We start from the raw sequence: 14577 nt of genomic DNA on the forward strand, positions 1-14577 counted from the left end.
TAAAGCTATGTTTTATCAGTACGTTATCAAACTATTTTATTTATTGGCACAGTTACTGCATAATAATAACCAGTGGCTCATTCACCCACTTATGTCAGCCCCTTCGGGACGTGCTACATAAAATTCGAATGACGCACAACAAGGTGCCTGCCGTCCAACTTCTGATATCAGCGTAGCTATATCAACCATCGGGCGAAACGTCGAGTTAGGCACCGCCTTATTCCACAACAAAGCCGGGTAATTCCCGGCTTTGTTGTATCTGAACTCCCCCTCGGTTAGCATCAGGCTATTCGCGTCTGACGAGAGTAACACCTTGAAACGCTGGCCTGTTTTTCCCCGTTCATTACGACAATTAGTCATGCTGGCATTCTTGCTGATTCTGCTGCCTCTGCTGGTACTGGCATGGCAAGCCTGGCAAAGCCTTAATGCGCTTAGCGATCAGGCGGCGCTGGTCAATCGCACAACGCTTATTGACGCCCGGCGCAGTGAGGCAATGACTAATGCGGCACTGGAGATGGAGCGTAGCTACCGTCAGTATTGCGTGCTGGACGACTCAACCCTGGCGAAGGTCTATCAAAGCCAGCGTAAACGTTACAGCGAAATGCTCGATGCCCACGCTGGCGTGCTGCCGGACGATAAACTTTACCAGGCATTGCGTCAGGATTTGAACAATCTTGCCCAACTCCAGTGTAACAACAGTGGGCCGGATGCGGCGGCCGCCGCGCGTCTGGAAGCCTTTGCCAATGCCAATGCCGAAATGGTACAGGCCACGCGCACCGTGGTGTTTTCACGCGGGCAGCAACTCCAGCGAGAGATAGCCGAACGCGGGCAGTATTTCGGCTGGCAGTCACTGGTGTTGTTTCTGGTGAGTCTGATAATGGTGCTGCTTTTCACCCGAATGATTATTGGTCCGGTGAAAAATATCGAGCGGATGATCAACCGTCTGGGGGAAGGACGCTCACTGGGTAATAGCGTCTCGTTTAGTGGACCGAGCGAGTTACGCTCGGTAGGGCAACGTATTCTTTGGTTAAGTGAACGCCTGTCATGGCTGGAATCCCAGCGCCATCAATTTTTAAGACATTTATCTCATGAATTAAAAACGCCACTGGCGAGTATGCGCGAGGGCACTGAATTACTGGCTGACCAGGTTGTCGGGCCGCTTACGCCAGAGCAAAAAGAGGTGGTGAGCATCCTTGATAGCAGCAGCCGCAATTTGCAAAAACTGATAGAACAACTGCTTGATTACAACCGTAAACAGGCAGATGGCGCGGTGGAACTGGATAATGTTGAGTTAGCACCGTTGGTGGAGACGGTAGTTTCCGCTCACAGTCTGCCAGCTCGGACTAAAATGATGCATACCGACGTTGATCTCAAGGCAACAGCATGCCTGGCGGAACCCATGCTGCTGATGAGCGTGCTGGATAATCTTTACTCCAATGCGGTGCACTACGGGGCTGAATCCGGTAACATTTGCCTTCGCAGCAGTTTACATGGTGCACGGGTTTATATTGATGTCATCAATACAGGCACACCCATTCCGCAAGAGGAACGCGCCATGATCTTCGAACCCTTTTTTCAGGGAAGTCACCAGCGAAAAGGGGCGGTGAAGGGGAGCGGTCTGGGATTAAGCATTGCCAGGGATTGTATTCGCCGTATGCAGGGGGAACTGTATCTGGTCGACGAGAGCGGGCAAGACGTTTGCTTCCGCATTGAATTGCCTTCGTCGAAAAACACGAAATAATGTTAAGGCCTATCCCATTAGACTATTTTATTTGCCAGTTCGGCCCCGGGCAGTGCTCGAAATCCTCACGTACTACGTGTACGCTCCGGTTTCTCCGCGCTGTCCGTGTCCAAACTGCCTGCAACAATTACGCCCACTGGGATAGGCTCTGAGTCTGGTGAATATGCGACACATTTTTCAACGATTTTTATCCCGACGGCTGTGGCTGGCGGGGTTGCCTTGTCTGGCGCTGCTGGGCTGCGTGCAGAATCACAATAAGCCAGCCATTAATGCGCCAGTAGAAGAAAAAATCCCGGTTTATCAACTGGCTGATTATCTTCCTACTGAATGTAGCGACATCTGGGCGCTGCAAGGTAAATCAACTGAAACTAACCCGCTTTACTGGCTACGGGCGATGGATTGCGCCAACCGCTTAATGCCAGCGCAGTCGCGTCAGGAAGCCCGTAAATATGGTGATGGCAGCTGGCAAAATACCTTTAAGCAGGGGATTTTGCTTGCCGATGCCAAAATCACGCCTTTTGAGCGCCGCCAACTGGTCGCGCGCATTGATGCGTTAAGTACTGAGATCCCGGCGCAGGTTCGCCCGTTGTATCAACTCTGGCGCGACGGACAGGCGCTGCAACTGCAACTGGCGGAAGAGCGCCAACGTTACAGTAAACTCCAGCAATCCAGCGACAGCGAACTGGACGCCCTGCGCCAGCAACATCACGTTCTACAGCAACAACTGGAACTTACCACCCGCAAGCTGGAGAACCTGACGGATATTGAACGCCAACTCTCGACTCGCAAACCGGCCGGAAATTTCCCACCGGACACGCCGCACGAGAGTGAAAAAACCGCGCCATCCACCAATGAGGTCACCCCTGATGAGCCATAAACCTGCGCATTTATTATTGGTCGATGACGATCCGGGATTACTGAAATTACTTGGCCTGCGCCTGACCAGCGAAGGCTACAGCGTGGTCACGGCAGAAAGTGGTGCCGAGGGGCTGCGGATACTGAATCGTGAAAAAGTGGATTTAGTCATCAGCGACCTGCGGATGGATGAAATGGATGGTATGCAACTGTTTGCTGAAATCCAGAAAGTGCAGCCAGGTATGCCGGTAATCATCCTCACCGCGCATGGCTCCATTCCCGATGCCGTTGCCGCGACACAGCAGGGCGTGTTTAGTTTCCTCACCAAGCCCGTTGATAAAGACGCGCTATATCAGGCAATTGATGATGCACTGGAGCAATCTGCCCCAGCCACCGACGAACGTTGGCGCGAGGCGATTGTCACTCGCAGCCCGCTGATGCTGCGTTTGCTGGAACAGGCGCGGCTGGTGGCGCAATCAGACGTTAGCGTTTTGATTAACGGTCAGAGCGGCACCGGGAAAGAGATTTTTGCCCAGGCTATCCACAACGCCAGCCCGCGTAACAGCAAGCCGTTTATTGCCATTAACTGTGGCGCATTGCCCGAGCAGTTGCTGGAGTCGGAGCTGTTTGGTCATGCACGCGGCGCGTTTACTGGTGCCGTCAGCAATCGCGAAGGTTTATTCCAGGCGGCGGAAGGCGGTACGCTGTTTCTCGATGAGATTGGCGATATGCCTACGCCGTTACAGGTAAAATTGCTGCGCGTATTGCAGGAGCGAAAAGTCCGCCCGCTGGGCAGTAACCGCGATATTGATATCGACGTGCGGATTATTTCTGCGACTCACCGCGACCTGCCAAAAGCGATGGCGCGCGGGGAATTCCGTGAAGATCTCTATTACCGCCTCAACGTTGTCAGCCTTAAAATTCCGGCACTGGCGGAGCGCACGGAAGACATTCCGTTACTGGCAAACCACTTATTGCGTCAGGCAGCAGTACGGCATAAACCGTTTGTCCGCGCGTTCTCCACCGATGCGATGAAACGCCTGATGACTGCCAGCTGGCCGGGAAATGTGCGCCAGTTGGTGAACGTGATTGAACAGTGCGTGGCGCTGACATCATCTCCGGTGATTAGTGATGCGCTGGTGGAGCAGGCGCTGGAGGGCGAAAACACGGCGCTGCCCACCTTTGTTGAGGCGCGTAATCAGTTTGAACTCAACTACCTGCGCAAGCTGCTGCAAATCACTAAAGGCAACGTCACTCACGCGGCGAGAATGGCGGGGCGCAACCGGACAGAATTTTATAAACTGCTTTCCCGACACGAGCTGGATGCAAACGATTTCAAGGAATGAATCGGTGTAATGTGTTACGTTTAGCAGATCAAAAGACAGGCGACCTTTTCAAGGAATAGCATGAAAAAGATTGATGCGATTATTAAACCCTTCAAGCTGGACGATGTCCGTGAAGCACTGGCCGAAGTCGGTATTACCGGCATGACCGTGACCGAAGTGAAAGGCTTTGGGCGCCAGAAAGGCCACACTGAGCTGTATCGCGGTGCGGAATATATGGTGGATTTTCTGCCGAAGGTGAAAATTGAGATCGTCGTGCCGGACGACATTGTCGATATCTGCGTAGACACGATTATTCGTACGGCGCAAACCGGTAAAATTGGTGACGGTAAAATTTTCGTCTTTGACGTGGCACGGGTCATTCGTATCCGTACCGGCGAAGAGGACGACGCGGCTATTTAAACCGCGTCATGGTTGCCGGATGTTTCCATCCGGCAACATCAAATCACAGCACTTTATGTGGGCCAAAGCATTCGTAATGAATGTTTTCCTGCTTCACACCCAGGTCCACTAACTGTTTTGCCGCAAACTGCATGAAGCCGACCGGACCGCAGAGATAGAACTGCATGGCCGGATCGCTGAACGCACCTTCCAGTTTGCTCAAATCCATCAGGCCTTCGCTATCAAACTGACCTTTAGCGCGATCGGCTTCGCTCGGCTCGCGATACCAGGTATGCGCGGTAAAGCGCGGTAGTGCTTGCCCCAGTTCCTTAACTTCATCAGCAAAGGCGTGAACATCGCCATTTTCTGCCGCGTGGAACCAGTTTACCTGGGCGTTATGGCCTGCTTTTGCCAGCGTATCGAGCATTGCCAGCATTGGCGTTTGCCCTACACCCGCAGAGATCAGTGTTACCGGCGTGTCATCTGCCACATCCATAAAGAAATCACCCGCCGGAGCGACCAGTTTCACGACATCGCCAACGTTGGCGTGATTGTGCAGCCAGTTGGATACCTGCCCGCCATCTTCGCGTTTCACCGCAATACGATAGCCTTTGCCATCAGGTTTGCGAGTCAAAGAGTACTGACGAATTTCCTGATGCGGGAAACCTTCTGGTTTCAGCCAAACGCCGAGATACTGTCCTGGACGGTATTCTGCCACTGCGCCACCGTCGACCGGTTCCAGTTCGAAGCTAGTGATCAGTGCGCTGCGCGGCGTTTTAGCCACAATGCGGAAATCGCGAGTACCTTCCCAGCCACCGGCTTTGCTGGCGTTTTCGTTATAGATTTCCGCCTCGCGATTGATAAATACATTAGCCAGTACGCCATAGGCTTTACCCCACGCGTCCAGCACTTCCTGGCCTGGGCTGAACATTTCGTCCAGGGTCGCCAACAGGTGTTCGCCGACGATGTTGTACTGTTCCGGTTTGATCTGGAAACTGGTGTGCTTCTGCGCGATTTTTTCTACCGCTGGCAGCAGCGCAGGCAGGTTTTCAATATTACTGGCGTAGGCGGCAATAGCGTTAAACAGGGCTTCACGTTGATCGCCATTACGCTGGTTACTCATGTTAAAAATTTCTTTGAGTTCTGGGTTATGAGTAAACATACGGTCGTAGAAATGGGCGGTTAACTTTGGCCCTGTTTCCACCAGTAAAGGGATGGTGGCTTTTACTGTAGCGATGGTTTGAGCGTCAAGCATATGGTCTTCCTTTTTTTGCATCTTAATTGATGTATCTCAAATACATCTTATAAAAAATAGCCCTGCACTGTAAATGGTTCTTTTGGTGTTTTTCATCAAGAATGTGATGAAGTGAAAAATTTGCATCACAAACCTGAAAAGAAATCCGTTTCCGGTTGCAGGCCCTTTATTCTCCAAAGCCTTGCATAGCTTGAAGGTAATCGTTTGCGTAAATTCCTTTGTCAAGACCTGTTATCGCACAATGATTCGGTTATACTGTTCGCCGTTGTCCATCAGGACCGCCAAAATTAGGCGAAAAAATTTTATTGTTAGCTGAGTCAGGAGATGCGGATGTTAAAGCGTGAAATGAACATTGCCGATTATGATGCCGAACTGTGGCAGGCTATGGAGCAGGAAAAAGTACGTCAGGAAGAGCACATCGAACTGATCGCCTCCGAAAACTACACCAGCCCGCGCGTAATGCAGGCGCAGGGTTCTCAGCTGACCAATAAATATGCTGAAGGTTATCCGGGCAAGCGCTACTACGGCGGTTGCGAGTATGTTGATATCGTCGAACAACTGGCGATCGATCGCGCGAAAGAACTGTTCGGCGCTGATTACGCTAACGTTCAGCCGCACTCCGGCTCCCAGGCTAACTTTGCGGTCTACACCGCGCTGCTGGAACCAGGTGATACCGTTCTGGGTATGAACCTGGCGCATGGCGGTCACCTGACTCACGGTTCTCCGGTTAACTTCTCCGGTAAACTGTACAACATCGTTCCTTACGGTATTGATGCTACCGGCCATATCGACTACGCCGATCTGGAAAAACAAGCCAAAGAACACAAGCCGAAAATGATTATCGGTGGTTTCTCTGCATATTCCGGCGTGGTTGACTGGGCGAAAATGCGTGAAATCGCTGACAGCATCGGTGCTTACCTGTTCGTTGATATGGCGCACGTTGCGGGCCTGGTTGCTGCTGGCGTCTACCCGAACCCGGTTCCTCATGCTCACGTAGTGACTACCACCACTCACAAAACCCTGGCGGGTCCGCGCGGCGGCCTGATCCTGGCGAAAGGCGGTAGCGAAGAACTGTACAAAAAACTGAACTCTGCCGTTTTCCCTGGTGGTCAGGGCGGTCCGCTGATGCACGTTATTGCGGGTAAAGCAGTAGCGCTGAAAGAAGCGATGGAGCCTGAGTTCAAAACTTACCAGCAGCAGGTCGCGAAAAACGCTAAAGCGATGGTAGAAGTGTTCCTGGAACGCGGCTACAAAGTGGTTTCTGGCGGTACTGATAACCACCTGTTCCTGGTTGATCTGGTTGATAAAAACCTGACCGGTAAAGAAGCAGACGCCGCTCTGGGCCGTGCCAATATCACCGTGAACAAAAACAGCGTACCGAACGATCCGAAGAGCCCGTTTGTAACTTCTGGTATTCGTGTAGGTACTCCGGCGATTACGCGTCGTGGCTTCAAAGAAGCAGAAGCGAAAGAACTGGCTGGCTGGATGTGTGACGTGCTGGACAGCATCAATGATGAAGCGGTTATCGAGCGCATCAAAGGTAAAGTTCTCGACATCTGCGCACGTTACCCGGTTTACGCATAAGAGAAACGGTGATTTGCTGACAACGTGCTCGTTGTTCATGCCGGATGCGGCGTGAACGCCTTATCCGGCCTACAAAAATTTGCAAATTCAATATATTGCAATATCCGTGTAGGCCTGATAAGCGTAGCGCATCAGGCAATCTTACGTTTGTGATCGTCAAGGCTTCCTTCGGGAAGCCTTGTTACGTTATCGCGCCATCAAATCTGTCGTAACTGCGCCTCAACATACAAATAACCTATCCCCAGCACCTGTTGTGCGCGGCTTAATTGCCCAAAGCCAATTTGCGTCGCTTTCACGCTCGGTCCTTCGTCGCGGTCAAACGGGTTAAATCCTGTCTGGCGAATAATGGTATTAAGCCAGTTCTCACCAAAGGCACAGCTGCGACCGTACAACCAAATCTGATTAATATTTAGGATGTTGAGGAAGTTATACAGACTCAAACCAATGGCGTTGGCACTGCGGTCAACCCAGCTGGTGACCCACGGTTCTTCACTCTGCCAGGCTGCGATTAATTGCGCTGTAGTCAGTTTTTCTGGATCAAGTTGAGTATTGCCAGGTTGTGATTTTAGCCATACTCGCGCCTGTTTTTTTAATGCGCTTAACGAGGCGACGGTTTCCAGGCAGCCATAACGTCCACAGTCGCAGGCGACGCCATCCGGATTAACAATGGTGTGACCAATCTGCCCGCTACCATACAAACTACCGCGATAAATTTGCTCGTTAATCACGAACGACGAGCCAATGCCGTAATCAACGTTGATCACGCAGAAATCCCGTCCCTGCGAATTATTTTGCCATTTCTCCGCCAGCGCCAGCATCACGCAGTCATTATCGACCATCACCCGAATGCCCAGCTTCTCTTCCAGCAGATACTTCACCTCAACTGGCGTGGTCCACGGGGCTTGCGGCATGGTTTGCGATACACCAGTTACCGGATCAACCTGACCGTGAATTGCCAGCGCCAGGTTGATGGTGCGGCCCGGCCACAGTTTGCGATGACGATGCCAGCATTTTTCGATTTCGGACAGCAGTGCCTGCGGTGTCGGTGCATCAATCTGAAAATATTCAAATTCGCCTTTCGGACTTAAACAAGCGTTAGCGACCTGGCACTCAATGCTGGTGGGCGTCACGTTCAGGCATAGCGTCCAGTCACCTTCCGGCGCAATCAGCCATGTGCCGCTGCTATGCCCGCGCGTCTGGCTTTCATCGTCGATATTCACCACCCGCTTTTCGTTTTCCAGTTCCTGCAAAATATTACTGACCGCCGGAATTGAAATTTGCGCCAGCCGGGCCAGCGTCGACTTGTTGGCGCGCTTTTGCCGGTACAGCAGTTCCAGAATCACGCATTTGTTATGGTGGCGGATCTGTTGATTGTTAATGCAGGCTCTCATCTTCACTAAACCTTGTTTAGTTAATTGCGTGATTATTCCGCGAAAACAGTGCCAGATTGTTCAATACACTGCCACAAATCTTTTAATTCAGTATGTCTTGTTAATATTGAGGGCACCATGACTCCAGTAAAAGTGTGGCAAGAGCGCGTTGAGATCCCGACCTATGAAACCGGGCCGCAGGATATACATCCCATGTTCCTGGAAAATCGCGTTTATCAGGGATCGTCCGGCGCGGTTTATCCCTATGGCGTGACCGATACGCTGAGCGAGCAGAAAACCCTGAAATCCTGGCAGGCGGTGTGGCTGGAAAACGACTACATCAAAGTGATGATCCTGCCGGAACTGGGCGGTCGCGTGCATCGCGCATGGGATAAAGTGAAACAGCGAGATTTTGTCTATCACAATGAAGTCATTAAGCCGGCGCTGGTGGGGCTGCTGGGGCCGTGGATTTCGGGCGGGATTGAGTTTAACTGGCCACAACACCATCGCCCGACCACCTTTATGCCCGTTGATTTCACCATCGAAGCCCATGACGACGGCGCACAGACGGTGTGGGTCGGCGAAACGGAGCCGATGCACGGTTTACAAGTGATGACTGGTTTCACACTGCGCCCTGACCGGGCGGCGCTGGAAATCGCCAGCCGCGTCTATAACGGGAACGCCACGCCGCGTCATTTCTTGTGGTGGGCCAACCCGGCAGTGAAAGGTGGTGAAGGGCATCAGAGCGTTTTCCCGCCGGATGTGACTGCGGTGTTTGATCACGGCAAACGGGCTGTTTCAGCTTTCCCCATCGCCACCGGCACCTACTACAAAGTGGACTACTCCGCCGGAGTGGACATTTCTCGCTATAAAAATGTGCCAGTGCCGACTTCGTATATGGCTGAAAAATCGCAGTACGATTTTGTCGGCGCGTGGTGTCACGATGAAGATGGCGGTTTGCTGCACGTTGCCAACCACCATATTGCGCCAGGTAAAAAACAGTGGAGCTGGGGACACAGTGAATTTGGCCAGGCGTGGGATAAGAGTCTGACTGACAATAACGGTCCGTATATCGAGCTGATGACCGGTATTTTTGCCGATAACCAGCCCGATTTTACCTGGCTTGATGCTTACGAAGAGAAGCGTTTCGAGCAGTATTTCCTGCCTTATCATTCTCTGGGCATGGTGCAAAATGCCTCCCGCGATGCGGTGATAAAACTTCAGCGTAGCGAGCGGGGGATTGAGTGGGGGCTGTATGCCATCTCCCCGTTGAGTGGATATCGTCTGGCGATCCGCGAAATCGGCAAATGCAACGCGTTGCTCGATGATGCCGTGGCCCTGACACCAGCGACCGCCATCCAGGGCGTGTTGCACGGTATCAATCCTGACAGACTGACCATCGAACTTTCCGATGCTGACGGCAATATTGTACTGAGTTATCAGGAACATCAGCCGCAAGAGTTGCCGTTGCCGGACGTTGCCAAAGCGCCACTGGCTGCACAAGACATTGCCAGTACAGATGAAGCCTGGTTTATCGGTCAGCATCTGGAGCAATATCATCACGCCAGTCGTTCACCGTTCGATTACTACCTGCGCGGCGTGGCGCTGGACCCGCTGGATTATCGCTGTAACCTGGCGCTGGCGATGCTGGAATATAACCGCGCAGATTTCCCGCAAGCGGTGGCGTATGCCAGTCAGGCGCTGAAACGCGCACATGCGCTGAACAAAAACCCGCAGTGTGGACAGGCAAGTTTGATTCGCGCCAGTGCTTATGAACGTCAGGGACAATATCAACAGGCCGAAGAGGATTTCTGGCGTGCGGTCTGGAGCGGCAATAGTAAAGCGGGCGGCTATTATGGTCTGGCACGGCTGGCGGCGCGCAATGGTAACTTCGACGCGGGTCTGGATTTTTGCCAACAAAGTCTTCGTGCCAGCCCAACCAACCAGGAAGTGCTTTGCCTGCATAACCTGCTGCTGGTGTTAAGTGGTCGTCAGGACAACGCGCGTTTGCAGCGCGAGAAACTGCTGCGTGATTATCCGCTGAACGCCACTCTGTGGTGGCTGAACTGGTTCGATGGTCGTAGCGAATCAGCCCTCGCGCAGTGGCGCGGTCTGTGTCAGGGACGCGACGTTAACGCCCTGATGACCGCCGGGCAACTGATTAACTGGGGAATGCCCGCCCTGGCGGCAGAGATGCTGAACGTACTGGACTGCCAGCGCACGCTTCCGCTTTACCTGCAAGCTAGCTTGCTGCCGAAAGCCGAACGCGGCGAACTGGTCGCAAAAGCCATTGATGTCTTCCCACAGTTTGTCCGTTTCCCGAATACGCTGGAAGAAGTGGCGGCGCTGGAGAGTATTGAAGAGTGCTGGTTTGCCCGTCATTTACTGGCCTGCTTCTACTACAACAAGCGTAGCTACAACAAAGCCATTACTTTATGGCTGCGTTGCGTAGAGATGTCACCGGAGTTTGCCGACGGCTGGCGTGGGTTAGCGATCCATGCGTGGAATAAGCAACACGATTATGAGCTGGCCGCGCGTTATCTTGATAATGCTTATCAGCTTGCGCCGCAGGATGCACGTCTGCTTTTCGAACGGGATTTGCTGGATAAGTTAAGCGGAGCCACACCGGAGAAACGACTGGCACGTCTGGAAAATAATCTGGAAATTGCTCTGAAACGCGACGACATGACCGCAGAACTGCTCAATTTGTGGCATCTCACAGGTCAGGCCGACAAAGCGGCGGATATTCTCGCCACGCGAAAATTCCACCCGTGGGAAGGCGGGGAAGGGAAGGTCACCAGTCAGTTTATCCTTAACCAAATGTTACGCGCCTGGCAACACCTTGATGCCAGACAACCGCAGCAGGCCAGCGAACTGCTTCATGCCGCGCTGCACTATCCGGAGAATTTAAGCGAAGGCCGTTTACCGGGGCAAACTGACAACGACATCTGGTTCTGGCAGGCGATATGTGCCAAAGCTCAGGGCGATGAAACTGAAGCGACGCGTTGTTTACGTCTGGCGGCGACCGGCGATCGTACCATTAACATCCACAGTTATTACAACGATCAGCCGGTTGATTATCTCTTCTGGCAAGGAATGGCGCTGCGACTGCTGGGCGAACAACAAACCGCACAGCAACTGTTTAGTGAAATGAAACAGTGGGCGCAAGAGATGGCGAAAACCAGTATCGAGGCGGATTTCTTTGCCGTCTCGCAACCTGACTTGTTGTCGTTGTATGGCGATTTACAACAGCAGCATAAAGAAAAATGCCTGATGGTGGCGATGCTGGCGGCCGCGGGACTAGGGGAGATTGCGCAATACGAATCTGCTCGCGCTGAATTGACTGCGATTAATCCGGCCTGGCCGAAAGCGGCATTATTCACCACTGTGATGCCTTTTATTTTTAACCGCGTTCACTAAACCCTATTAACTGTAATATTTGAGCGGCACGCGCTGCCGCTCACGCTCAAATAATTAAAATAAGCCGTTGTAAATAAAAAACCTACAGGAGGCACTATGCCTAAAAGAATGAGAACAACCCGTAATCTATTATTAATGGCTACGCTATTAGGTAGCGCACTATTTGCCAACGCTGCGGATAAAGAAATGACCATTGGCGCAATATACCTTGATACCCAGGGATATTACGCTGGAGTGCGTCAGGGCGTTCAGGATGCGGCAAAAGATTCTTCAGTACAGGTACAGTTAATTGAAACTAACGCCCAGGGCGATATTTCGAAAGAAAGTACTTTTGTAGATACCCTCGTGGCGCGTAATGTCGATGCCATTATTTTATCGGCAGTGTCTGAAAATGGCAGTAGCCGCACCGTTCGCCGCGCCAGTGAGGCGGGTATTCCGGTGATTTGCTACAACACCTGTATTAATCAAAAGGGTGTCGATAAATATGTCTCGGCATATCTGGTTGGTGACCCGCTGGAATTTGGTAAAAAACTGGGTAACGCTGCCGCCGATTATTTTATTGCCAACAAAATTGACCAGCCGAAAATTGCCGTCATCAATTGCGAAGCCTTTGAAGTTTGTGTGCAACGACGTAAAGGGTTTGAAGAAGTATTAAAAGCCCGCGTTCCCGGCGCGCAAATTGTCGCTAATCAGGAAGGGACTGTTTTAGATAAAGCGATTTCTGTCGGTGAAAAACTGATTATCTCCACGCCAGATCTCAACGCCATTATGGGTGAATCGGGCGGAGCGACACTCGGCGCGGTAAAAGCAGTACGCAATCAAAATCAGGCCGGAAAAATTGCCGTTTTCGGTTCGGACATGACCACTGAAATTGCTCAGGAGCTGGAAAACAACCAGGTGCTGAAAGCGGTAGTGGATATTTCCGGTAAGAAAATGGGCAATGCTGTTTTCGCGCAAACATTGAAGGTTATCAATAAACAAGCCGACGGTGAAAAAGTGATTCAGGTGCCAATCGATCTCTATACCAAAACTGAAGACGGTAAACAGTGGCTGGCAACGCACGTTGATGGTCTGCCCTAATAGCTGATTCGCAGAGGTCCCTATGTTCACGGCAACAGAGGCAGTCCCGGTAGCAAAAGTGGTGGCAGGAAATAAGCGTTACCCCGGCGTCGTTGCGCTGGATAACGTTAACTTCACGCTCAATAAAGGCGAAGTTCGCGCGCTGTTAGGCAAAAACGGTGCGGGAAAATCGACCCTCATTCGAATGCTTACCGGTAGCGAACGTCCGGATAGCGGTGATATCTGGATTGGCGAGACGCGACTGGAAGGCGACGAAGCTACGCTGACTCGCCGTGCCGCTGAACTGGGGGTACGCGCGGTTTATCAGGAATTAAGCCTGGTGGAAGGGCTGACGGTGGCAGAAAACCTCTGCCTTGGTCAATGGCCTCGCCGCAACGGCATGATTGACTACCCGCAAATGGTGCAGGATGCCCAACGTTGCTTACAGGCGCTGGGCGTTGACGTTAGCCCTGAACAACTTGTTTCAACGCTAAGCCCGGCGCAAAAGCAACTGGTGGAAATTGCGCGGGTGATGAAGGGCGAGCCGCGCGTGGTCATCCTTGATGAACCCACCAGCTCGCTTGCCAGTGCGGAAGTTGAACTGGTGATCAGTGCCGTGAAAAAAATGTCGGCACTGGGCGTGGCGGTGATTTACGTCAGCCACAGGATGGAGGAAATCCGCCGTATCGCTTCCTGTGCCACCGTCATGCGCGACGGGCAGGTGGCGGGCGATGTGATGCTCGAAAACACCTCAACTCGCCATATTGTGTCGTTGATGCTCGGACGCGATCACGTTGATATTGCACCGGTTGCAGCTCAGGAGATTGCGGACCAGACCGTACTGGAAGTTCGCGCGTTACGCCACAGACCAAAACTTACGGAGATCAGTTTTTCCCTGCGTCGTGGCGAAGTGCTCGGCATTGCTGGCCTGCTGGGGGCAGGGCGCAGTGAATTGCTGAAAGCGATAGTTGGGCTGGAAGCGTATGAACAGGGCGAAATTGTTATCAACGGCGAGAAAATCACGCGCCCCGATTACGGCGACATGCTGAAACGCGGCATTGGCTATACGCCAGAAAACCGCAAAGAAGCGGGGATCATTCCCTGGCTGGGCGTTGACGAAAATACAGTGCTGACCAATCGGCAAAAAATCAGCGCCAACGGCGTACTGCAATGGTCCACCATCCGCCGCCTGACCGAAGAGGTGATGCAGCGGATGACGGTTAAGGCTGCCAGTAGCGAAACACCCATCGGCACGCTTTCTGGCGGCAATCAGCAAAAAGTGGTGATCGGTCGTTGGGTCTATGCCGCCAGCCAGATTTTGTTGCTCGACGAGCCAACGCGCGGCGTCGATATCGAAGCCAAACAGCAGATTTACCGTATTGTCCGCGAGCTGGCTGCCGAAGGAAAAAGCGTGGTGTTTATCTCCAGTGAAGTGGAGGAGTTGCCGCTGGTGTGTGACCGCATCCTGTTGTTACAGCACGGTACGTTCTCGCAGGAGTTTCACTCTCCGGTCAATGTGGATGAGCTGATGTCCGCCATTCTGTCTGTGCACTGATGAATTTTACCGAG

Annotated in this window: 10 protein-coding genes; 8 read left to right on the forward strand and 2 right to left on the reverse strand. The window is 52.4% G+C overall.

The window, feature by feature from the left end:
* The first annotated feature begins 313 nt into the window (after positions 1 to 313).
* From qseE to glnB, 4 genes are all read left to right on the forward strand, one after another.
* Positions 314 to 1741: a two component system sensor histidine kinase QseE/GlrK gene (gene qseE, locus FEK43_RS09130; protein ID WP_130207542.1), complete on the forward strand. Its 1428-nt coding sequence runs from the start codon at positions 314 to 316 to the stop codon at positions 1739 to 1741.
* A gap of 163 nt (positions 1742 to 1904) precedes the next feature.
* On the forward strand, positions 1905 to 2618 hold the full coding sequence (qseG, locus tag FEK43_RS09135) for a two-component system QseEF-associated lipoprotein QseG (RefSeq protein WP_130260417.1): 714 nt from the start codon (positions 1905 to 1907) through the stop codon (positions 2616 to 2618).
* The gene (glrR, locus tag FEK43_RS09140) at positions 2608 to 3942 is read left to right on the forward strand and encodes a two-component system response regulator GlrR (RefSeq protein WP_130207538.1); all 1335 of its coding nucleotides are present in this window, start codon (positions 2608 to 2610) and stop codon (positions 3940 to 3942) included. Before qseG ends, glrR begins: the two co-directional genes overlap by 11 nt.
* A 60-nt stretch (positions 3943 to 4002) precedes the next feature.
* Positions 4003 to 4341 carry a nitrogen regulatory protein P-II gene (glnB, locus tag FEK43_RS09145; RefSeq protein WP_000717691.1) on the forward strand — a complete coding sequence of 113 codons (339 nt, stop codon included), beginning with the start codon at positions 4003 to 4005 and terminating at the stop codon, positions 4339 to 4341.
* Between the two features lie 43 nt (positions 4342 to 4384).
* Here the strand turns inward: glnB and hmpA are convergent, their stop codons facing one another.
* On the reverse strand, positions 4385 to 5575 hold the full coding sequence (gene hmpA, locus FEK43_RS09150; RefSeq protein WP_135407570.1) for an NO-inducible flavohemoprotein: 1191 nt from the start codon (positions 5573 to 5575) through the stop codon (positions 4385 to 4387).
* Positions 5576 to 5905: 330 nt separating this feature from the next.
* On the opposite strand from hmpA, the gene glyA reads away from it, so the two are divergent.
* Positions 5906 to 7159, forward strand: coding sequence for a serine hydroxymethyltransferase (glyA, locus tag FEK43_RS09155; RefSeq protein ID WP_000919159.1), 1254 nt, complete (start codon positions 5906 to 5908; stop codon positions 7157 to 7159).
* A gap of 197 nt (positions 7160 to 7356) precedes the next feature.
* Here glyA and FEK43_RS09160 read toward each other — a convergent pair whose 3' ends face one another.
* The gene (locus FEK43_RS09160; RefSeq protein ID WP_130207534.1) at positions 7357 to 8550 is read right to left on the reverse strand and encodes an ROK family protein; all 1194 of its coding nucleotides are present in this window, start codon (positions 8548 to 8550) and stop codon (positions 7357 to 7359) included.
* 117 nt (positions 8551 to 8667) lie between these two features.
* On the opposite strand from FEK43_RS09160, the gene FEK43_RS09165 reads away from it, so the two are divergent.
* The 3 genes from FEK43_RS09165 to FEK43_RS09175 all read left to right on the forward strand — a co-directional run bounded on the left by FEK43_RS09165 (position 8668) and on the right by FEK43_RS09175 (position 14563).
* Positions 8668 to 11949: a DUF5107 domain-containing protein gene (locus tag FEK43_RS09165; RefSeq protein WP_135407568.1), complete on the forward strand. Its 3282-nt coding sequence runs from the start codon at positions 8668 to 8670 to the stop codon at positions 11947 to 11949.
* A 96-nt stretch (positions 11950 to 12045) separates the two neighbouring features.
* Positions 12046 to 13029 (forward strand): substrate-binding domain-containing protein, encoded by a 984-nt coding sequence (locus FEK43_RS09170; RefSeq protein WP_135407566.1) that lies wholly within the window; start codon positions 12046 to 12048, stop codon positions 13027 to 13029.
* Positions 13030 to 13051: 22 nt separating this feature from the next.
* Positions 13052 to 14563, forward strand: a complete 1512-nt coding sequence (locus FEK43_RS09175) for a sugar ABC transporter ATP-binding protein (RefSeq protein WP_135407564.1) — start codon at positions 13052 to 13054, stop codon at positions 14561 to 14563.
* The last annotated feature ends 14 nt before the right edge of the window (positions 14564 to 14577 follow it).

The sequence above is a fragment of the Escherichia sp. E2562 genome (assembly GCF_005781075.1).
Taxonomy (GTDB): Bacteria; Pseudomonadota; Gammaproteobacteria; order Enterobacterales; family Enterobacteriaceae; genus Escherichia.